Raw genomic sequence first — 21,377 nt, forward strand, 5'->3', positions numbered from 1 at the left:
GGCACGTCATCGTATCGTACGCGGCAGGCCCGGCCTCGACCCGTGACAAGGATTCAGCCGGCTCAGAAATAGAAATCAGGCAGTCTGCCGAAGGTCGACCAATCGGGTTCGGGAATGTTCAGAATGTTCCCGTTCTCGTCGTAGAATTTGACGGAACTCCATTCCCTGCGGCCGTTCGCGACCGCTCTCGCGATCCAGTACATCTCCTCCTCGGTCGCTCTGGCGCCGGTGCTCTTACCCCGCATGACCATGTCACGGAAGCCGGCGTTGAAGCCGGTCGTGTTCACGTGCAAGTCCACGGTGCCGTCGCCGATCGCTCTCTGGACCGGCGCCCGCCACGCGTCCCCGGAATAGCGCGGGTGCAGGAAGTGCCGCAGGCCTCTGCTCTCCGCGAATTGCTTGGTTCCGTGCACCTGGAACCCCAGTGCCACTCCGCAGCCGTCGTTGTGGACGAGAACCGACGCCGTTCCGGCGAGCACATGGTAGGTGTGAAGGTCGGCAATCGTCAGGTTGTAAACCCGCGTGTGAGCGGTCTCCCGGGCGACCGCGGTGACCTGGACGTGGGTGCCCGCGCCGGTGCGCAGCCACATGCCCGGCTTCAGCCGGCCGGCAGTGAGCCACTCGCCGAGGACCGGTTCCCAGAAGGGATGCCCGTCGGTCGCGGTGACCGTCCCGGTTGCGGTTCCGCCGGGGCCGTCCGTGTCGACGGTGATGTGAACCAGTTGTTTGTCGCCTTCCCCGGTGATCAGGGCGGTGACCTCTTCGGCGCGGGTCTCGCCGGTCTCCGGGTCGGCGGCCAGCACCTTGTCTCCGACGCGTACGGCCGAGATCGGCTTGCGGCTGCCGTCGGCCATCACCACCGGGGTGTCGGCGGTGAAGCTGTTGAGCAGGCATCGCCCGAACTTCGGCAGCTTGGCGAAGGCGCCGAACAGGCCGCCCAGCAGGCAGCCACTGAGTGCGGCGCCGCCGACGCCGCTCAGCCCCCAGTCGACCTTGCGGCCCGACAGGCGCTGGCTCAGGTAGTCGATGGCGCCGTCGGTGAGTCCTCCGACCAGACAGCCGACGAGCATGGGGTTGTTGCCTGTGGGATCGGTGTAGTTCGTCGGCGAGTTCGCAGCGTAGGCGTACAGGTTGGTGCCGCCGGCGACGCCGATGGGGTCCTCGCTGATGAAGCGCTGGAGTGTGGGGCTGTAGTAGCGGGCCCGGTAGTACATCAGGCCGGTGCCGTCGTCCTCACGGCCGGTGTAGGTCAGGGCGTTGCCCTCCGGATCGCCGCTTGCGGAGGTGTTGCCGTACGCGTCGTAGGCGTAGGAGGCGGTGATCTGGCCGGAGGCGTCGCCGAGCGCGAGGACCGAGCCGAGGGGATCGGTCAGGTACGCCCGGGTGCCGGTGGGTGAGGTACGGGCGAGCCAGCGGTCGGTGCCGCCGGAGAGCAGGGTTGTGACGGAGCCGTTGCCTTCAGCCTCGGTGACGGGGTTGCCCTGGCCGTTCAGATAGTTCCGGGTGCTCCCCGCGACGCTGCGGCGATCCCGGTCCCCCAGGGGGTCGTAGCCGAAGGCGGCACTCAGGCCGGTGCGGTTCAGGCCGGTGAGCTCGCCGCGTGCGTTCCAGCTGTAGGTGGTGGTGCCGTCGTTGGTGAGGTTGCCGTCATTGTCGTAGGTGAGGGTCTGGCCGCCTCGACTGGTCAGGCGGTTGGCGTCGTCGTAGGTCAAGCCGGCGACGGCCTGGGGCAGGGCGATCCTCGCGAAGTCGCCGGTGGCCTCGACCAGGTCGCCCGTCGGGCCGTACGCCTGGTTCAGCACTCCCTTGACGGTGGTGCCGTGTTCGTAGGTCACGGCCGTGATCCGGTTGCGTGTGTCGTAGGTGTAGTTCTGGCTCCAGGAGCCGGGCAGGTCGAGACGGTCGACGCGTCCGGAGCCGTCGCGTTGGATGTCGGTCTGCTGCGCCCCCTGGGCGATGCGGGTGACGTCACCGGCGTCGTCGTAGGTGTAGGTGACGGGGGCCTGACCGGTGGCGGTCATGGTGGCGAGCCGTTGCGCGGCGTCGTAGGTGTAACCGATCGCGCCGTTCGCCGTGGTCACCTGGGTCGTGCGGTCGAGGTCGTCGTAGCCGAAGGTGGCCGGGGCGGTCGTCGCGGTGTCGGTGACCTGCTGTAATCGGTCGAAGGCGTCGTAGGAGAACGTTGTGCGCGACTCGGCGGTGGTGCCGCTGACGCCGTAGGAGATGCGGGTGGGCCGGTTCAGCGTGTCGTAGTCGACCTGGGTGACCGTGCCCTTGCGGCTCACGGTGGTGACGGGCCGTCCCGCGGCGTTGTAAGTGGTGGAGGAGGAACGGCCGAGGGGGTCGGTGAACCCGATCACCCGGTCGGAGTCGTCGTAGTTCCAGGTGATGCTGTGCTGGCGGGCGTCGGTGAGCGTACGCAGGTTGCCGGTGTCGTCGTAGCCGAAAGTCAGCGTGTGGCCGAGCGGGTCCACGGTCTGGGTGACCTGGTTGCGGGCGTCGTAGACGACACGGGAAGTCGCGCCGTCCGGAGCGGTGATCGCGATCCGGCGCCCCGCGGCGTCGCTGAAAAAGGTCGTTTTGCCGCCCGCCGGGTCGGTGGCGCCGGCCAGTTGGCCGTGACGGTAGGCGAGCGTCGTGGTCTCCCCGGTGAGATCGGTGACCGAGGTGAGCTGTCCGGCGCGGTTGTGTACGTAGGTCGCCGAGCGGCCCATCGGGTCGGTGACCGAGGCTAGGTTGCCGTTCTGGTCGTAGCCGAACTTTGTGGTCTTGCCCAGCTCGTCGACGATTTTCGTCGGCTGGCCGTACGGTCCTGCGTAGGTGACCTTGGCGGAGTCGGTGGCGTTCGCGGTGCCCGCCAGAGTGGTGGTGTGGGTGACGTTCCCCCGCGCGTCGTAGTGGTAGGCCCTGCGCCGTCCGAAGGGGTCGACGACGGCGTCCACCCGTTGGTCGGCGCCGCGTTCGTAGGTGACGGTGCGCGCCAGCGGCGTGCCGTACGCGGTGGTGTCGGTGTTCACCAGGCCGTCCACGAAGGTGACGCGCCGCACCCTGCCGCCGGGTTCGGTGACGCGCGTCTCGGTGATCTGGCCGTTCGCGTCGGTGGTGTAGGCGAAGTCGTACACCTGCCCGTCGGTGAGCGTCTGCCGCAGGACCCGCCCCGCGGTGTCGTACTCGTTAGTCAGGTAGGTGATTCCGCGGCCGTCCCTGGCCGTGGCGAGGCGTCCGGAGGAGTCGTAGGTGTAGCGGGTCACCTTGCCCGCGGGGTCGGTCACGGCCTCCAGGCGTCCGGCGGCGTTGTAGGTGTATCCGACTGTGCGGCCGATGTTGTCGCGGGCCTGGACGACGCGGTGCTGGGCGTCGTAGCTCAGCTTGATCCACTTGCCGCTGGGGGAGGTGATCTGCGTCAGATCCTCGGTCGGGTTGGCGGCCCGGGTGAGCCGGATCTCGTTGCCGTACCGGTCCCGGACCGCGCTGAGCCGCGAGTACTGCGGGAAGACGTACTCGGTGCCGTCGCGGAGGGTCAGCCGCCAGTCGCCGACCCAGCTGCCGTTCCCCTTGAACCACACCTTCGAGCCCTGGAACTCCCCAGTGGTGCCGCGCGCCTCGAACACCGCGTCCGTGAAGCTGACGCCGGGCGAGGTCCGCACGTAGTGGACCTTGCCGCCGCCGGGGATGTACAGGTCCACCTCGGTGTACTGGTGCTCGGAGTGGAGGATCATGCCGTAGCGGGAGGTGGTCCCGATCCCGAACTCCCGCGACTCGACATCGCCCTGCCACATGACACGGGTGACGTCGATCGGCATCACGTCGTCGACGGCGAGGTCGGTTCGGGTGTCGGACATCAGTCCCGACGACAGTTCCACCGGGTCACCCGACAGCCAGTCGACGAAGTCCTTCGCCCACTTCTTCAGCCACGGCGGGATGAACTCGGTGTTGAACATGGCGCCGTGGAACGCCCACACCTTGGTGCCCGGGTCCGGGACGACCTGGCGCGCGTCGGCGCTCACCCGGCCCTTGCCGTAGACGTACCAGCCGCGCCGCTCGGGGTCGTAGTTCCAGAAGTCCACCCGCGTGCCGGCCGGCAGCTTTGTGTAGTTGGGATAGATGATCTGCGCCCCGTCGGGGAAGATGTACGTCCCGCCCGGCTGCACCGTGAAGTAGACCGGGACGATGCCACGCTCGGGCAAGGGGAACGGTGGCCGATCGATCGGGATCGGCGTGATCCCCAGCTCGGTGACGACCCTGCCGTCGCCGTCGCGGGTGACAGAGCCGGCGGGGATGCGGACCTCCAGGCCCGGGATCTTGGGGGTGCGCAGGACGGTCTCCGCGGTCGTCGGCGAGGGGAAGCGCACCATGTGCTCGGTATCGAGCTGCTGCATCCAGATGGTGTACGGCAACGCGGTGGTCCGGCCGGCGGCCACCTCCACCTTGATCTCGTAGTGGCCGTACCTGACGCCCTTACGGCCCGCCGGGCCGCCGTCGACGACCAGGGTTCCCGTGCCGGCGGGCGCTCCGGTGAGCAGGAACCTGCCCTGGGCGTCGGTCTCCCCGCGCGCCTCACCGAGCCGTACGGCGACGCGCGGCAGCGCTCGGCCGTCCACCGTACGCACCTGGCCCGCCAGCGCGGTCTGGCCGGACGCGGCGGTCAACGCCTGCGCCTGCTGGGCGGGGCCGCGCCGGATGTTCCAGTCGAAACCGCTCAGGTTGCCGCGGTCTGGCTGCCATGACGGGCCCTTGCTCATGGCTTCGTCGGCCATGGTCTCAAGCTGCGGAGACGTGAGCCCCGAGGGAGACGGCACCGGCGTGGGTGTAGCAGTGGGCGCGGTCCGCGCCGCCGCCGCGGCGGCGGCCGCCGTCCTGGTGGCGAGCGCGAGGGTGACCGTCCCCGTGGCCGCGTTGCCGATGTCCACCACGACCTTGTAGGACCCGGAGACGGGCAGAGCCGGAACCGTGACCCCCCCGTCGGCGCTGAGCGTGGCGTAAGGGCTCAGCTCGGTGCCGTCGGGTTTGATCACCGTCACGAACACGTTGCTTCCGCCGAACGACGCCACGCCGGACACGTTCAGCCGCAGAAGCTGCCCGCTGGTGCCGGTGAAGGTGAAGATCGCGTCCTGCCCCGCCCGGGTGAGCGTGGCGGGCAGCGCCGCGCCGTTCACGGCCAGTTCGCCGGGCAGGACCGACAGGGAGCCGGTCACGGTGATGCTTCCGGTCACCCCGTACGCCGGGTCGACGACGAGCTGGTAGGTGCCGGACGCCGGGAGCGACAGCAGGTCCAGATCGCTCTTGGAGTACGCGGCGACGCTCCGGTCGTTGACCACGACCGTCCCGTCGGGCGCCACGACATCGAGGTAGATCTGATCGGTGAACGTGTTGGAGGTGAACCCGAAGTTCACCGCCTGCCCCGCCGTCCCGGTGAACGTCAGGACGGCGTTCTGGCCGAGACGGCTGATCGTCACTGTCTTGGCGGGTCCCGTGGGGGTGACCTCGCCGGCCGCGAGAGGAGTGGAGAGCGTCGCGGTGACGTTGCCGGTCCCGGCGTCGACGATGTCGAGCCGGAGCCGGTAGGTGCCGTCGGCCGGCAGCGTCAGATCGACGTTCCCCTTGGCGTAGGCCACGAGGAGCCGGCCGTCCACGAGGAGGGAGCCGTCCGGTTTGCTGACGTAGATGTAGGCGTTCTTGGTCAGCGTGGTGCTCAGTCCGAGGTTGACTTTCGTCCCGGCCGCGCCGGTGAAGGTGAAGACGGCGTCCTGGCCGGGGCGCGTGATCGACGCGGTGAGCGCGGAACCGTTCGCCGTGAGCGGCCCGGCGGTGGCGGGAGGGGAGAGCGTCAGCCGCACCCCGCCGGTGCCGGCCGAAGCGGGGTCGAGCCGCACGGTGTAGGTGCCGGTCGCGGGCAGTCGCGTGAGGTCGATGTCGGAGGCGGAGTAGATCTTCAGGAAGGTCCAGTCCACCAGGACGTTCCCCGCTGGGTCCTTGACGGTGAACTTGGTGTCCTGGTTGAGGGTGCTGGAGGTGAGGCCGATGCTGGCCATCTCGCCCTCGGTACCGCTGAAGGTCACGACCGTGTCCTGACCGGGACGGGTGATGGAGATCTGGGTCGCGGCGCCCGAGGAGGTCAGGACGGCGGTCTGCGCGGCCGACAGCGTGAGGGTGACGTTGCCGGTCGACGCCTGGTTGGGGTCGATGCGGATGACGTATGTGCCGGACGCGTCGAGCGCCGGAAGGTCGATGTCGGCGGTCCCGCCGGTGGTGAGCTGGTAGCCGTCGACCAGGACCGACAGGTCGGGGGCCAGGATGTCGACGAAGGCGTAGCTGGTCAGTGAGTTGGCGGTGAAGCCCAGGCTGAGATCGTCGCCCTCCTGGCCGGTGAAGCTGAACAGTCCGTCCTGACCGGGCCTGGACATCGCGGTGACCGACGCCGTGCCGTTCACGGCGAGCTGCCCGCCGGCCGGAGCGCTCAGGGTCACCTGAACCTGCCCGGTGTCCGACGCGACGTCGGGGTCCAGCAGCAACTGGTAGGTGGCGCCGGCCTCCAGATGGGTCAGCTCCAGATCGCGGGCCGGAATGCCGGACAGCTCGGCGACCACCTTGCCCTGGGGACCGACCACCTGAGCCTTGATCGAGCCGCTGAAGGTCGACGCCGTCAGCCCGATGCCGACCTGGCCGTGGTCGGGGGCGCGGAACACCACCAGCGCGGCCTTGCCCGCGGTACTGACGCTGACGGCCTGGGCCGCACCGCCGACCGTCATCGGGGTGACGCTCTCGATGAGGGCCGCGTCGACCCCCGGGTAGGGCACCGAGAACCGGCCGGGCGTCTGTGTCCCACCGGCGGGGGTGGTGACGAGGATGTCGCCGGTGGTCGCTCCGAGGGGGACCACGAACTGCAGGCTGGTCGCGGTGACCGCCGTCACCTCGGCGAGGGTGCCGTTGACGTCGACCACGTTGTTGGCGAGCACCGGATCGAAGCCCGAGCCGGTCAGCGTCACGGTGGTGGAGGGCGGCCCGGCCGTGGGCGAGACCGCGGTGACGGCCGGTGGCGCAGCGGCGACGGTGAACGTCTCCCCGGTGACCGTGGTGCCGCCCACCTGAACACGCACCGGGCCCGCCGTCACTGCGGCCGGCACCTCCACCTGGAGCGAGGTGGGGGTCGCCGCGGTGACCGTCGCCGTCGTCCCGTTGAAGGTCACCTGGTTCGCCGATGCGGTGGCGGAGAAGCCGGTGCCGTTGATGGTGACGGTGGCCCCCGCCCGGCCGGAGGTGGGGACCACGCTCAGCACCGACAGGTCGCTGGACGGGAAACGGTCGACGCCGAGCAGGTTCCCGGTCGGGTCATAGCGGTAACGGGCCGTCTCACCGGAGGGCTGGGTGACCCCGACCAGGCGTCCGGCGGCGTCGTAGGCGTAGGTGGCCGGGCCCGCCGGGGCCGACGCCGCCGGGGCGACCGGGCCCTGGACGCGCGGGGTGGTGGACGCGTCGGTCTCTTCCCTAGCGGCCGTCTTCGCGGTAGGTCCGGCGGCGGTGGCCGCCATGTCCTTTTTCGCTGCCGACTCCGCATACGCCGTCATCGATCCCGTGGGAAGGGCCGATGGCGCCATGAGCATCGCCAGAGCGGCGATGAAGATCCGAGAACGTACCCTTACGCGCATCGACCCGACTCCGCCCCTGTAAGGCCGGCGGCAACGCAGGTGGTCTCGCGTGGCGACTCGGCCAGGAAGTTATCCGCACGTGAAAATCGATGGTTCAGCGTCAGCAAGGCTCGGGACCTCGCGGTTCGGCCGGTACCGCGTCCTGGTCCGCCGCGGCGTCCACGTTTTCCGGGGCCCGCTTCCATCCGATGCCGTGGGTGATTTCGGCCTAACGAACTTTGCGGAATCGGCAGAACCGGAAATCGCCGTGAATCGGGTACCGGGATGGCATGTCCGGAAATCGGCGGCAAACCTGCTTTAGGGTTGAGCGGAGCTGTCACGGCCGCCAAAAGTGGCCCCTATGTGCACGCCCCGTCCATCGAGCCCGGTCGGTCCGTGGCCCCTTGACGGGTCGTTGAACTAACTCGAAGATCCCTATAACAGGACACATCCTGTTATAGGGCGCAAGTTCGGTCAAGAGTTGATCTGGAAACTTATCCTTCCAGGAGATGCATGGCTGGGAAACTGTGATCATGGGCGATCCGTCGGTAGATTTGGGAGTTCGGCAAGGTGAGCTCGACCGGAAGCGCTACTTATCCCCGACCAAAATCCCGAGTGGGCCGATCTCTCGACGGAGGGCACTGGCGACGGCGGGAACGGTGGTGAGCGGTGCTCTACTCACCGCGGGTAGCGGAGGGTACAGCCCGCCGTCTTCTCAGCCCGCCGTTCTCATGTCACCGCCACCCTCGTATGCGGTGTTCACCGCTCTCGACGTCAACGAGGCCAAGCCGTTCTTCCGCGAGCTCGGAGTCGCGACGCAGATGTCGCCCGCGTCTGCCGAAATCACGATCGGGCTCGGGGCGTCGTTGTTTGATAAGGAAGTTTCTTTCGAACGTCCCCGGCAGTTGAGCCGGATGCCCTCCTTCCCGGGGGACTTGCTCGACCCCGACTTCACCCATGGAGACGTGCTGGTCCAGATCTGTGCCGCGACCGCGCAAGAGGCGCGGAGTGCAATTAAGAACCTGCTGGACTCGATTCCCGGTTACCAAGTCCGATGGTCGGTGGACGGCTTCAGGAACGAAAACCGGGAGGAGAGCGGCCGGGCGCTGACTCGTAATCTCTTCGGATTCATGGAAGGCTACGGAAATCCGGATCGCCGAGGGAGCCAACGCGCATTGCGGGATTTGATCGAGGTGCCTGAGGCGGCGGGAGAGCCGCTCTGGGCACGCTCCGGCACTTATCAAGTGGTCCGGCTCGTCCGGCTGGCTCAGACGTTGTGGGACGCCGACCCCGTAGAAGTGCAGGAGAAGACCATCGGGCGGCACCGTGACGGGACGCGCCTGGACGGGCTCGCCCCGTTCGACGACACGGCGTTCGCTGAAGACGCGGACGGATCGATCACACCGTTGGACTCCCACGTTCGCCGCGCCAACCCGCGGCTGCCCGGAGTCGAACCACCTCGCATGCTCCGCCGCAGCTTCTCCTACAGTCGTGGCAGGGACGGCTTCGGCATGTTGGACGAGGGCCTGTTGTTCGTGTGCTACCAGGCGGACCTGAAACGTGGCTTCGAGGCTGTCCAGCGACGTTTGGCGGGTGAGGCCCTGAGCCGGTACACGCTCACAACGGGTGGGGGCTATTTCTTCGTTCCCGCCAGGCTGGACCCCGATCGATGGTGAAGCGGCTGAGCGCGGTCACCGCCTCACGGGTTCGTATGCCGCCTCAGGGCACCAGGTAGGCGCTGTCGCGGGCGTCGGTGATCGCCATGTGGCCGGGCGCGTGGCCGATCGCGAACGGCGGACGCGACCGCATCACCGCGGCCTGCGGCGTCACCCCGCAGGCCCAGAAGACCGGCAGCTCGCCGTCGCGCACCTCGACCGGGTCGCCGAAGTCCGGCTTGGCAAGGTCGGCGATGCCCAGGGCGGCGGGGTCGCCGACGTGCACCGGCGCGCCGTGCACGGCCGGATAGCGCGAGGTGACCCGTACGGCGGCCGGCACCAGCTCGGCGGGGATCGGGCGCATCGACACCACGAGGGGGCCGGAAAGCTCGCCCGCCGGCACGCACGGCCGGTCGGTCAGGTACATCGGCACGTTCGTGCCCGCCTCGATGTGGCGTATCGGCACGCCGGCCTCCAGCAACGCGGCCTCGAACGTGAAGCTGCAGCCGATCAGGAAGCCCACGAGGTCGTCGCGCCAGTAGGACGTCACGTCGGTGACCTCGGCGACCTGCTCGCCGTCCCGGTAGACGCGGTAGGCGGGCAGGTCGGTGCGCAGGTCGCCGTCGAAGATCGACGCGAACGGCTCGCCCGGCTCGGTGACGGCGAGCACGGGGCAGGGGCGCGGGTTGCGCTGCGCGAACACCAGGAAGTCGTACGCCCTGTCCTTCGGCAGCGCGATCAGGTTGGCCTGCGCCCATCCCGCCGCCCAGCCGGACGTGGGCGTGACCAGCCCTCCCCGGAACAGAGCCCGCGCCTCGCGGGGGGTCAGTCGTGCGGGGTCGAGTTCCATCAGGGCCTCCTCGGCCGGTGAGATCGATGGTCGCGGTCGATGCGGAACCGGACGCGCTGCCCGGGGCGGGCCTGCGCCGCCCGGTCGACGTGGTGATCGCGAAGCACCGCGATGACGGGATAACCGCCGGTCACGGGGTGATCCGCGAGGAAGAGCGTCGGCTGTCCCGACGGCGGCACCTGCAGCGCGCCGAGGACCATGCCCTCGCTCGGCAGCTCCCCGTCGCGCGCGCGTTCGAGGCGCGGCCCGCGCAGCCGCATGCCGACCCGGTCGCTGTGCGCGGTGACCTCGTACGGCTCGGAGCACAGGGCCTCCAGCGCCCCGGGCGTGAACCAGTCGTGGCGTGGTCCCGGGAGCACGTCCAGCGTGAGGACACCGGACTCCGGCTCGGGCACCGGGGCGAGATCGGCCACGGGGAACCCCGCGGGGGCCGGCCCGACCGGGAGCACCGATCCGGGCACCGGACGTTCCGGGCCGAGCCCCGAGAGCAGATCGGTGGCCCGCGACCCCAGCACCTCGGGGACGTCGATCCCGCCGCGGACCGCCAGATAGGTCCGCAGCCCGCGGGACGGCACGCCGAGCCGCAGCGTGGCCCCGTCGGGCAGGCGCTCGACCGACGCGTGCCCGACGCCGCGTGCGCGCCCGTCGGGGCAGGTGACGGCGGCGGGACACGGCGCGCCGGTGAGCGTCACGAGCAGGTCGCCGATGGCGCGCACCTTCAGCCCGCCCAGGGTGACCTCCAGGCAGGCGGCGTCCTCGGGATTGGCCAGCAGGCGGTTGGCCAGCCGCAGCGCGCCCCGGTCGGCGGCGCCGGAGCGCCCGACGCCGAGATGGCTGTGCCTGCGCCGCCCGAGGTCCTGCACCGTGGTGAGGGGACCGGGGGCCAGCACCACCAGCGCCCGCCCAAGCCCGCTCACAGTCGCCTCACTCACGATGTCTCACTCACAGCGCCTCTGCGAATCGCACCCGGACCCCAGGGCGCAGCAGGGCGGGCGGGTCGGCCGCGATGTCCCACACCACGGTCTCGGTCCGCCCGATCAACTGCCAGCCGCCCGGAGACTCGCGCGGGTAGACCCCGCTGAACTCCCCGGCGAGCCCCACGGCGCCGGTGGGCACGCGCACGCGCGACTCCGGCCGCCGGGGCACGGCCAGCCGGGGATCGCCGCCGATCAGGTATCCGAAGCCGGGGGCGAACCCGCAGAAGGCGACCGTCCACGCCGTCCCGGTGTGCGCCGCCACGACCTCGCGTTCGGTGAGCCCGGTCAGCCGGGCCACGTCGGCGAGGTCGTCGCCGTCGTACACCACCGGGATCACCACCTCCTCGGTCGTCGCGCGGCGGCCTGCGGCCGGCCGTACGGCCAGGACGGCGGACTCCACCTCGGCGTGCCGGGCCGGCGGCTCGAACCGGACGAGCAGCGTGCGCGCCGCGGGGACGACGTCGACGATTCCCCGCGGGGGGTCGGCCGCCAGGGCGTCGTAGAGGGCGACCACCTCCTCGAGACGGTCGAGCTCGACCAGGACCGCGTGCTCGCCACAGCGGTGCAGCCGTGCGTTCACGGTCTGTCCTCCACGAACGGCGCCAGGCCGATGCCGTTCTCCTTGAGCGCGTCACGGACCGCGAGCGCCATGGCGACGGCGCCGGGGCTGTCGCCGTGCACGCAGATCGAGTCCGCCGTGACGGTGAGCGGCGTCCCGTCGACGGCCTCCACCGGCTCGCCCCTGGCCATGCGCACGCTGCGCTCGGCGACCTGGGCGGCGTCGTGCAGGACGGCGCCGGGCACGCCGCGCGGCACCAGCCTGCCCTCACGGGTGTAGGCGCGGTCGGCGAAGCATTCGGCGACCGTGGTGAGGCCGGCCCGGCAGGCCTGGCGCAGCCACGCCGAGCCGGGGAGGCCGAGCACGGGCAGGCCGGGGTCGTAGGCCCGCACGGCCGCGACCACCGCGGCGGCCTGCGCCTCGTGATGCACGATCGCGTTGTAGAGCGCGCCGTGCGGCTTGACGTACCTGACCCTGGTGCCCGCCACCCGCGCGAAGGCGTCCAGCGCGCCGATCTGGTAGATGACGTCGTCGGCGAGCTCGGCGGGCGGCACGTCGACGAAGCGCCGCCCGAAGCCCGCCAGGTCGCGGTAGCCGACCTGGGCGCCGATCACCACGCCCCGCGCGGCCGCGGTCTCGCAGGTGCGCCGCATGATCACCGGGTCTCCCGCGTGGAATCCGCAGGCGACGTTGGCGCTCGTGACGATCGACAGCAGCGCGTCGTCGTCGCCGAGCGTCCACCGGCCGAAGCCCTCGCCCAGATCGGAGTTGAGGTCGATGCACATCGTCGGGTAGGGCACGTCAGCTCCAGAGCGCGCTGATCCCGCTGAGGGAGTTCCAGCCGAGGTAGATGGTCAGGGCCCAGGCGAGCACACCGATGCCGAGCAGCCAGACAGGGTAGCGGTATCCGCCCATGAGATCACGGCGGCGTGCGGCGACCCAGAGGATCACCGCCAGGCCGACGGGCAGGATGAGGCCGTTGAGCGCCCCGGCGAGGATCAGGAGGTTGGCCGGAGCCTTGCCGAGGAGGAGGAAGACCGCGGTCGAGACCACGATGAAGGCCACCGTGATCCACGAGCGGTAGCGGTCCATCCGGGGCGAGAAGCTGGCGAGGAACGACACCGAGGTGTACGAGGCGCCGATGACCGAGGTGATGGCCGCGGCCCACAGGACGACTCCGAACAGCCTCAGGCCCAGCTCGCCCGCCGCGCTGTGGAAGATGTCGGCGGCCGGGTTCGCCGAGTCCGCGGCGAGCCGGAATCCTCCGGCCACCACGCCGAGCGCGGCGAGGAAGAGGATCACCCGCATGACTCCGGTGACGAGGATGCCGGTGACCGAGCCGCGGGAGATCTGGCCGGCGTTCTCCGGCCCGGTCACGCCCGCGTCGATGAGCCGGTGCGCTCCCGCGTAGGTGATGTAACCCCCGACCGTGCCGCCGATCAGCGTCGTGACGGCGAGGAAGTCGACCGTGTCCGGCAGGACCGTCTGCCGCAGGGCCTCGCCCACCGGCGGGTGGGAGACGACCGCCACGTACAGCGTCAGCGCCACCATCACGACGCCGAGGACGACGACGATCCGGTCGACGGCCGCCCCGGCCCGCCTGCTGAGGAAGATGGCGACGGCGATCAGGGCGGACACCGTTCCGCCGATCTTGACGTCGACCCCCGCGAGGGCGTTCAGGCCGAGTGCCGCGCCGCCGACGTTGCCGATGTTGAACACCAGGCCGCCGAAGGCCACGAGGACGGCCAGGAGATACCCCGAACCGGGCAGCACCCGGTTGCCCAGCGTCTGGGCGCGCATCCCGGAGACGCCGATCACCCGCCAGACGTTCAGCTGGACGGCGATGTCGACGAGGATCGAGGCGACGATCACGAACGCGAACGCCGCCCCCAGCCGCGCCGTGAACGTCGTCGTCTGCGTGATGAAGCCGGGGCCGATGGCGCTCGTGGCCATGAGGAACATCGCGCCGAGCAGCGCCGCGCGCCGCCCGCCGCTCGTGGTGCCCGGGGATGAAGCGGTCTGGGTGCCGGGGGGTCGGTTCATGCGGGACTCCTTTGCTCACCTCCCTTGGAAGCTAGAGGATTGTTCAACGATTCATCAAGACCCTTGTAGGTTACCGCCACGCTACAACCGAGTGTGATCGCGCGGGATCCGATGGTGATCGCAGAATCCGGCCGGCGCGGCGCGGCCTAAGCTGGAGTGATCCGGCGGTCGAGAAGGGGTCTGGGCGATGACGGCTATGGCGGACTGGGCGGCACGGTTGAGCGCGGCTCGGCCGGTGCTCGATCGGGCCAGCGCCGCGGAACTGGTCGCCGACGTCCTGCGGGAGAACGTCATCGACGGCTCTCTGCCCCCGGGCACCCGCCTGTCGGAGGAGACGATCGGCAACCTGCTCGGCGTCTCCCGCAACACGCTCCGAGAGGCGTTCAGGCTGCTGTCGCACGAGAACCTGCTGGTGCACGAGCTGCACCGCGGAGTCTTCGTCCGCAAGCTCGCCGCGGCCGACGTGGCGGACATCTACGCGATGCGGCGCATCCTGGAGACGGCCGGCGTGCGTGCGGCCGCCACGGCCCCGCCCGAGGCCGTGGCGGAGGTGCGGCGCCACGTCGAGGATGGTCGGTCGGCCGCGGAGACCGGCGACTGGGCGGCCGTCGGCACCGCCAACATGCGCTTCCACCGCGCGATCACCGCGCTGCTCGCCAGTCCCCGCGTGGACGAGACCATGGCGCGCCTGCTCGCCGAGCTGCGGCTGGCCTTCCACGTGATGGGCGAGCTCAGGACCTTCCACGAGCCCTACCTGGGGGACAACGCGCGCATCGCCACGCTGCTGATCGACGGCGACCACGAGCGGGCCGAGCGCGAGCTGCTCGCGTACTTCGACACCGCCGAGGCCCAGCTGCTCGCCGCCTACGCGGAACGCGCGGTCTGAGTCCTCGTCGCGGAGGGCTCCGCCGAGCGGGTCCGGCCTGCCCGCCGCATGGGCGGCAGGGTGCGGGCAGGCCGGGTCGCCGGGTCAGCCGGCGAGGGCGGGTGCGGGGGCGGAGGTGGGAGTGCGGTCCCGCAGGGCGGCCCCCGCGATCACCCGCTGATAGAGGCGCTCGTATCCCTCGGCCATGACGGAGACGTCGAAATGCCGCTCGACGTGGGTGCGGCAGGCGCGAGGATCCAGGCCGCCGGCCCGCTCGACCGCGTCCGGCAGCTCGTCCGGCGAGGTGCGCACGAAACCGGTGACGCCGTCCACCACGACCTCGGGGGCCGCGCCGCGGCGCAGGGTGACCACCGGCGTGCCGCACGCCATCGCCTCGATCATCACGAGCCCGAACGGCTCCTCCCACTGGATGGGGAACAGCAGGCAGCGGGCCCGCGACAGCAGGTCGCGCTTGCGGGCGGCGTCGGCCTCGCCCACGTACTCGGCGTCCGCGCCCAGGCGAGGACGGACGAAGCGGGAGAAGTAGTCGTGCTCGGACGGCTCGGTCAGCTTGCCCGCGAGGAGGATCCTCCGCCCGGCCGCGCGGGCGGCGTCGATGGCCAGGTGGGCGCCCTTGTCCGGGCTGAACCTGCCCAGCCACAGGAGCCAGTCCTCCTTGGCCTCGCGGTAGGGGAAGGTCGCGGCGTCCACGGCGTTGTGCACCACCCCCGCCCAGTTCAGGCCGGCGGCCGACCTGCGCTGGGAGCCGGAGATGGCGGCCAGCGAGACCGAGCCGCCCAGCCTGCGGTAGAACTCGCCCAGGTCGCCGTCGATCGCGCCGTGCACGGTCACCAGCGTCGGGGCCGTACGGGAGGCCGCAGTGAGCGGGCCGGCCAGAGAGTGGTCGTGGACGATGTCGACGTCGAGGGAGGCCAGCGTGGCCGCGGCGGCCGCCGCGTGCACCACCTCGGGCAGCGGCTCTCCGATGCGCGACGAGGGGGCCTCCGGATAGGTGGCGACGTAGTCCGCCGGGGTGTCGGCGCGTCCCGCGCCTATGAGCGTCACCGTGTGACCACGGCGCACGAGGGCGGTGGTCAGGTCGGACACCATGGCCTCGATGCCGCCGTATCCCCGGGGCGGCAGTTCGTACCAGGGCGGGGCGACCATCGCGATCCGCAGGCCGCCGGAGCGGAGCCGGGCGGGATGAAGGTCGCTCACTGAACGCATGACGAGTACACCTCCGATACGCGTCCACGGTCTTCGGCGTAGGAATCCACCGCCGCCGCGTACGCGTCGTAGTGCTCGGTCCCAGCGCCCGCGCCGGCGACGCCAATACTGTTAGCACTCTCCCGCCCCGAGTGCCAAACAGGCCCCTTCCGTCTCCGGCGAACCGGACGCCGGACCACCGCGTCTCATCCGTATGCGAACGCGGATCCTGGGTGTGACGGCGGCGCTGGCCGCGATGGTCCTGCCGGCGGCGTGCGCGTCGACCACCCCCCGCGATCTCGAGACCTGGAACGAGACCGACGCCGCGGCGGCCTCGGCCGCCGTGCGGGAGCGGCCGTCGCCCTCCTGCCTGACCGGCTCGCCCACGCCGGAGCCGGACGCGGCGGGCGAGCGGGCCGGAGCGTGGCGCGTCGTCCACTACGACTACCGCGACCGCATCACGAGCCTGGCCGTGACCCGCGAGGGCACCGTGTGGGCGGCCGGCACGCGCGTGCGAGAGCCGTGCGGGCCCGAGACGAGGGCGCCGCTGCTGCTGCGCGGCGACGGCGGGCGGTGGCGCGAGGCCGCGATCCCGCCGATGGAGCCGCGGGCCGTGGCCGCCTCCTCCGACCGCGACGTGTGGCTGTTCGGCGCGAAGAGCGCGGCGCGCTGGAACGGGCGGGAGTGGACCAGGGTCCCCGGCCCGGGCGCGGAGCTGAAGCAGGTGTACGCGGCGGCTCCCGGCGACGTCTGGGCGATCCTGAACGCCAACTTCCTGGACGGGGCAGGGGGAGCCGAGGATCCCTGGAGCTCCCGGGCGGAGCTGCGGCACTGGGACGGCACGGCCTGGCGCACGGCGCCGCCGCCGCTGGTCGCCAAGGACGTGGACGGTCTGCCCGGCGGCGCGGTCTGGGCGGCCGGTTCCAGCGGAGGCAGGGCCGCCGTCGCCCGGTGGAACGGCTGGTCCTGGAGCACGGTCCCGCTCCCGGCGGTCCCCGCGCTGCACCGCGGTCAGCTCTCCGAGCTCGTGGACCTCGCGGTGGACGAGTCGGGCGCGGTGGCGGCCGTCGGCTGGGTCGCGTGGGTCTGCGGCGGCGAGGAGGAGGACGTGACCTTCTGCGGCCGCACGCTGTTCCTGCGGCGGGAGAACGGACGGTGGAGCTACAGCCTGCCGGGCGAGCCCGAGCTCGATCCCCACCTGCGGCTGGAGTCCGACGGCCGGGGCGGGTTCCGGCTGTTCTACTCGAAGAACGAGTGGAGCACGGCGGTCGGTCACCTGTCCGGCGGCCGGTGGACGTACGGGACGTTTCCGGCGGGTCCGCTCGGGCACACCCGGGTGACGGCCGTCGTCAGGGAGCCGGGGACGGCGCGCGTCTGGGCGGCGGTGGCGGACGACACCGAACGAGAGGAGCCGCCCTACCGGGGCGGCGGGATCTGGCTCGGCGAGTGATCCGCCGCCGGACGCGCTTCCTGGGCTTTCGTTCCCGGGAACGGGCCGCGCCGACTTGCGTTCACCGCCCTGGGAACGTATGTTCGAAGTAGCGGCGATTCTGCCCGAATCATCCGCCCGTCTTCCCCCGGGTGGCCACGAAGCCACAGGGAGAAGGAGTCTTGAGCAGACTTTACGGCGATCCGATCGAGGTGTGGACCCGGGGCGGGCACCCTGCTCAGTTCGTCTGGCGTGACCGGCTCTACACCGTCCGCGAGATCCAGGACCACTGGGTGGTCGCCAGGGAATGGTGGAAGACCTCGGACGCCGATCCCGGCGAGCGGCGCTTCTGGCGAGTGGGCGCCGCGGCCGGCAAGGAGGTCGGGACCTATGAACTGCGCTTCGACACCGCCAGCGGCGGCTGGCTCCTGCTGAGGGCCTGGGACTGATGGGAACGCTCCAGCCACCCACGACGACCGGGGGACGGGCCGCTGGAGGACGGACCGGGGGACGGACGGGGGCGCGCCTGTGACGCACGCCTTCGCCCACCTGCACGTGGCGTCCGCCTTCTCGCTGCGGTACGGCACCGCGTTCCCGGCCGCCCTCGTCCGGCGGGCCGCCGAGCACGGCATGGACACGCTGGCGCTGACCGACCGCGACGGCCTCTACGGCGCGATCAAGCACGTCATCGCCTGCCACGAGCAGGGCGTCCGCCCGGTCGTCGGGGTCGATCTCGCCCTCGACGGCGCCACACCGGGCTCTTCCACCTCGGACGACCTGTTCGGAGGCGGCCTGCCGTCCGGCCGCCGCACCGGGCACGGGCACAGGAACGGACACGGGCAGGGACACGGCCGGGGGACGGCGGGAGAGCCGGCGCGGGTCGTCGTGCTCGCGCGCTCGGATGGCTGGGCCTCGCTGTGCCGCCTGGTCACGGCCGCCCACCAGGCGGGGGAGCGCGGCGAGCCGTACGTCACGCCGGGGATGGTGGCCGAGCACGCGACCGGCCCGGACGGCGGGCCGCGGCTGACCGTGCTGCTCGGACCCCGCTCCGGCGTCGGCCGCGCGGTGGCCGAGCGGCGCGACGACCAGGCCAGGTCCCTGCTGGCCGCCTGGCGCGCGGTGGTTCCCGACCTGGTCGTCGAGGTGTCCGACCTGTACGGCTACCGCGACGCGAACATCGCCGCCCGCATGATCGGGCTGGCCGACTCGATGGGCGTGCCGGTCGTGCTGACCAACGCGGTCCGCTACCTGGACGCCGCCGACCACCAGGTCGGCAACGTGCTCGACGCCGCGCGCAAGCTGGTGCCCCTCGACGGGCGGCACCTCGACGACCCCACGGCCCACGCCTACCTGAAGGACGGCGCCGAGATGGCACGGGTGGCCGCGCGGATCTGCGGCGGCGACACCGGCCGGGCGGCGCGGCTGCTGGCCGAGACACGCCGCGTGGCCGGCGGGTGCGTGCTCGACCCCGTCGAGATCGTGCCCCTGCTCGACCCCGAGCGGCCCCGGCTCCACCTGCCGGAGGCCGGCGAGGATCCGGTGCCCCTGCTGCGGCGCCGGTGCGAGGAGGGGCTGGCCCGGCGGGGCCTGGAGCGCTCGGCAGAGGCCCGCGACCGGCTCGCCGCCGAGCTCCACGTCATCGAGAAGAAGCGGCTTTCGGGCTACTTCACGTCCGTCGCCGGCATCACGGACATGATCCGGGCGATGGGCGTGCGGTGCGCGATCCGCGGCTCGGGGGCGGGCAGCCTGGTCAACTACCTGATCGGCATCGGCGAGGTGGACCCGCTCGAACACGGCCTGCTGATGGAGCGCTTCCTGTCGGAGGGCCGCAAGGGCCTGCCCGACATCGACATCGACGTGGAGTCGGCCCGCCGCCTCGACTGCTACCGCGCGATCCTCGACAGGTTCGGCGAGGAGCGGGTGGCCTGCGTGTCGATGATGGAGACCTACCGCGCCCGCAGCGCGATCAGGGACGTCGGCGCCGCCATGGGCCTGCCGCCGCACGAGATCGACGTCATCGCCAAGGCGTTCCCGCAGGTGCGGGCCAGGCAGATCAGGGCCGCGCTGTCCGACCTGCCAGAGCTGCGCGACAGCGGGCTGAACGACCGGTCGCTGGAGACGGTGTTCCGCCTGGCGGAGCGGCTCGACGGGCTGCCCCGGCACATCGCGCTGCACCCCTGCGGCGTGCTCATCGGCAACTCCACGCTGCGCGACCGTACGCCGGTCGAGCGGAGCCTGCTGGAGTTCCCGATGTCGCAGTTCGACAAGGACGACGTCGAGGAGGCGGGCCTGCTCAAGCTCGACGTGCTCGGCGTGCGCATGCAGTCCGCCCTGGCGTACGCCCTCCAGGAGGTCGAGCGGGTCGAAAACCGAAAGATCGACCTGGACGCCGTCCCGCGCGACGACCGGGAGACCTACGACATGATCCGCCTCAGCCGCACGATCGGCTGCTTCCAGATCGAGTCTCCGGGGCAGCGCGAACTGGTCGCCAAGCTGGAGCCGCGCACGATGCACGACCTGATCGTGGACATCTCGCTGTTCCGCCCGGGCCCGGTCAACTCCGACATGGTCACGCCCTACCTGGAGACCAGGCACGGCTTCCGCGAGGCGCGCTACCCGCACGAGTCGCTGCGCGAGGCGCTCAGGGAGACCAACGGGGTGGTCGTCTTCCACGAACAGGTCATGAAGGTCATCGACGTCATGACCGGGTCGGGGCTGTCGGAGGCCGACCGGGCCCGCCGCGCCCTCGGGACGCCGGAGGGCCGCGAGGCCGTACGTGCCTGGTTCGTACCGCTCGCCAGGGAGAACGGCTACGCCCCCGACGTGGTCGAGCGGGCGTGGAAGGTGCTCGACGCGTTCGGCGGGTTCGGGTTCTGCAAGGCGCACGCGGCGGCGTTCGCGCTGCCCACCTACCAGTCGGCCTGGCTGAAGCGGCACCACACGGCCGCGTTCCTCGCGGGTGTGCTCACCCACGACCCCGGCATGTACCCGAGCCGGGTCATCCTCGACGAGGCCCGCCAGTGCGGGGTGGACGTCCTACCCCTCGACGTCAACCGCTCGGGGAAGACCTGGCTGGTCGAGCGTACGGGTCCGGCGGAGGACGGCCCCGGGGGGTTCGGCCGCGGGTACGGCCTGCGGGTGCCGTTCTCGGCCGTCCGCGGGGTGAGCGAGGCCGAGGTGGACCGCATGGTCGCGGGCCGGCCCTACACCTCGCTGGCCGACTTCTGGGAGCGGGCCCGGCCCTCACGGCCGGTCGCGGAGCGGATCGTGGAGGTCGGCGGGTTCGACGCGCTGCACGGTCTGCGGCCGGGGGAGCCGCGCTGGCGGCCGGGACGGCTGACCAGGCGCGACCTGATCGCCCAGGTCGGCGCGCTCGACCGGGGCTCTCCCGTGGGCGCGGCCGGGCAGCTCCCGATGGGGTTCACCGATCGGGTCACGCCCGGCGAGCTGCCGGAGATGACCGAGGCCGAGGCCGTCGAGGCCGAGCTGGAGATCCTCGGCATGGACGTGAGCCACCACGTCATGGACTTCTACCGCGACCTGCTCGACGCGCTCGGCGTGACCCGGGCCAGGGACCTGGTCCGGCAGCGCAACGGCGCGGAGATCCTGGTCGCGGGGGTGAAGGTCGCCACCCAGACGCCCGCCGTGCGGTCGGGGCAGCGGGTCATCTTCACCACCCTGGACGACTCCACCGGCCCGATCGACCTGACGTTCTTCGAGTCGGTGCAGGCGCACACGGCCGCGACCGTGTTCGGGTCGTGGCTGCTCGCCGCCAGGGGAGTGGTGCGGCGCACCGGGGGCAGGGCGGTCTCGCTGCGCGCCGTCCACTGCTGGAACCTCGCCGACCTCGACCGCGTGTGGCGCACCCAGGGGCTCGACGCCGCCCGCGCCGTGATCAGCGAGGTGCCCGCGCCCGGCGAGGGGGTGGGCGGACGGCCCATCGAGTACGGCAACGGCTTCCGGGTGTCGCCCTACTCCGACAACGGCGCCCCGCCGGCCGTACGCGAGGGGCGGTTCCTCGGCCATCCGTCCGCGCCCCAGCGGCGGCTCTGGCACGCCAGCTCCGGCAGTTCTGGACCGCCGCCCGGACGGTGATCCTCCCCGCCCTGCCGGTGTTGTCTTCCCGGCGCTTCCGGGTGCGGGACCGGACAGCGCTGTCCGGTCCCGC

12 protein-coding genes are annotated in these 21,377 nt (G+C 71.4%); 5 read left to right on the forward strand and 7 right to left on the reverse strand.

From position 1 onward, the window contains the following. Window positions 1–62: 62 nt before the first annotated feature. The gene (locus ABZ860_RS12035) at window positions 63–7,529 is read right to left on the reverse strand and encodes an RHS repeat-associated core domain-containing protein (protein ID WP_357218655.1); all 7,467 of its coding nucleotides are present in this window, start codon (window positions 7,527–7,529) and stop codon (window positions 63–65) included. A gap of 827 nt (window positions 7,530–8,356) precedes the next feature. On the opposite strand from ABZ860_RS12035, the gene ABZ860_RS12040 reads away from it, so the two are divergent. Beyond that, complete coding sequence (locus ABZ860_RS12040; RefSeq protein ID WP_357218792.1) at window positions 8,357–9,301, forward strand: Dyp-type peroxidase; 945 nt, start codon at window positions 8,357–8,359, stop codon at window positions 9,299–9,301. Between the two features lie 43 nt (window positions 9,302–9,344). Here ABZ860_RS12040 and ABZ860_RS12045 read toward each other — a convergent pair whose 3' ends face one another. The 5 genes from ABZ860_RS12045 to ABZ860_RS12065 are packed head-to-tail and all read right to left on the reverse strand — an operon-like array spanning window position 9,345 to window position 13,628. Then, window positions 9,345–10,130 carry a putative hydro-lyase gene (locus ABZ860_RS12045; protein ID WP_357218658.1) on the reverse strand — a complete coding sequence of 262 codons (786 nt, stop codon included), beginning with the start codon at window positions 10,128–10,130 and terminating at the stop codon, window positions 9,345–9,347. Further along, window positions 10,130–11,062 carry a biotin-dependent carboxyltransferase family protein gene (locus ABZ860_RS12050; protein ID WP_357218660.1) on the reverse strand — a complete coding sequence of 311 codons (933 nt, stop codon included), beginning with the start codon at window positions 11,060–11,062 and terminating at the stop codon, window positions 10,130–10,132. The genes ABZ860_RS12045 and ABZ860_RS12050 overlap by 1 nt, the downstream gene beginning before the upstream one ends. Before the next feature lie 10 nt (window positions 11,063–11,072). Further along, window positions 11,073–11,687: an allophanate hydrolase subunit 1 gene (locus ABZ860_RS12055; protein WP_357218663.1), complete on the reverse strand. Its 615-nt coding sequence runs from the start codon at window positions 11,685–11,687 to the stop codon at window positions 11,073–11,075. Next, on the reverse strand, window positions 11,684–12,451 hold the full coding sequence (locus ABZ860_RS12060; RefSeq protein ID WP_357218795.1) for a 5-oxoprolinase subunit PxpA: 768 nt from the start codon (window positions 12,449–12,451) through the stop codon (window positions 11,684–11,686). Before ABZ860_RS12060 ends, ABZ860_RS12055 begins: the two co-directional genes overlap by 4 nt. A gap of 16 nt (window positions 12,452–12,467) precedes the next feature. Beyond that, the gene (locus ABZ860_RS12065) at window positions 12,468–13,628 is read right to left on the reverse strand and encodes an NRAMP family divalent metal transporter (protein WP_357218798.1); all 1,161 of its coding nucleotides are present in this window, start codon (window positions 13,626–13,628) and stop codon (window positions 12,468–12,470) included. A gap of 268 nt (window positions 13,629–13,896) precedes the next feature. Here ABZ860_RS12065 and ABZ860_RS12070 point away from each other — a divergent pair, with 268 nt between their 5' ends. Next, entirely contained in the window at window positions 13,897–14,595 is a 699-nt protein-coding gene (locus ABZ860_RS12070) for a GntR family transcriptional regulator (protein WP_357218665.1), read from the forward strand. 84 nt (window positions 14,596–14,679) lie between these two features. On the opposite strand, the gene ABZ860_RS12075 is transcribed toward ABZ860_RS12070, so the two are convergent. Then, on the reverse strand, window positions 14,680–15,801 hold the full coding sequence (locus ABZ860_RS12075) for a glycosyltransferase family 4 protein (RefSeq protein WP_357218668.1): 1,122 nt from the start codon (window positions 15,799–15,801) through the stop codon (window positions 14,680–14,682). Between the two features lie 193 nt (window positions 15,802–15,994). Here ABZ860_RS12075 and ABZ860_RS12080 point away from each other — a divergent pair, with 193 nt between their 5' ends. The 3 genes from ABZ860_RS12080 (at window position 15,995) to ABZ860_RS12090 (ending at window position 21,304) form a co-directional block, all read left to right on the forward strand. Further along, window positions 15,995–17,230 (forward strand): hypothetical protein, encoded by a 1,236-nt coding sequence (locus tag ABZ860_RS12080; RefSeq protein ID WP_357218671.1) that lies wholly within the window; start codon window positions 15,995–15,997, stop codon window positions 17,228–17,230. 161 nt (window positions 17,231–17,391) lie between these two features. After that, window positions 17,392–17,658, forward strand: a complete 267-nt coding sequence (locus ABZ860_RS12085) for a DUF6504 family protein (RefSeq protein ID WP_357218674.1) — start codon at window positions 17,392–17,394, stop codon at window positions 17,656–17,658. 79 nt (window positions 17,659–17,737) lie between these two features. Then, window positions 17,738–21,304, forward strand: a complete 3,567-nt coding sequence (locus ABZ860_RS12090) for a DNA polymerase III subunit alpha (RefSeq protein WP_357218677.1) — start codon at window positions 17,738–17,740, stop codon at window positions 21,302–21,304. The last annotated feature ends 73 nt before the right edge of the window (window positions 21,305–21,377 follow it).

The organism is Microbispora sp. NPDC046973 (assembly GCF_040644495.1).
Taxonomy (GTDB): Bacteria; Actinomycetota; Actinomycetes; order Streptosporangiales; family Streptosporangiaceae; genus Microbispora.

Coding starts and splice junctions, on each gene's coding strand:
- ABZ860_RS12035 (WP_357218655.1), bottom strand. CDS start 7,529: ATGGCGGCCACCGCCGCCGGACCTACCGCGAAGACGGCCGCTAGGGAA.
- ABZ860_RS12040 (WP_357218792.1), top strand. CDS start 8,357: ATGTCACCGCCACCCTCGTATGCGGTGTTCACCGCTCTCGACGTCAAC.
- ABZ860_RS12045 (WP_357218658.1), bottom strand. CDS start 10,130: ATGGAACTCGACCCCGCACGACTGACCCCCCGCGAGGCGCGGGCTCTG.
- ABZ860_RS12060 (WP_357218795.1), bottom strand. CDS start 12,451: ATGTGCATCGACCTCAACTCCGATCTGGGCGAGGGCTTCGGCCGGTGG.
- ABZ860_RS12065 (WP_357218798.1), bottom strand. CDS start 13,628: ATGTTCCTCATGGCCACGAGCGCCATCGGCCCCGGCTTCATCACGCAG.
- ABZ860_RS12070 (WP_357218665.1), top strand. CDS start 13,897: ATGACGGCTATGGCGGACTGGGCGGCACGGTTGAGCGCGGCTCGGCCG.
- ABZ860_RS12075 (WP_357218668.1), bottom strand. CDS start 15,801: ATGCGTTCAGTGAGCGACCTTCATCCCGCCCGGCTCCGCTCCGGCGGC.
- ABZ860_RS12080 (WP_357218671.1), top strand. CDS start 15,995: ATGCGAACGCGGATCCTGGGTGTGACGGCGGCGCTGGCCGCGATGGTC.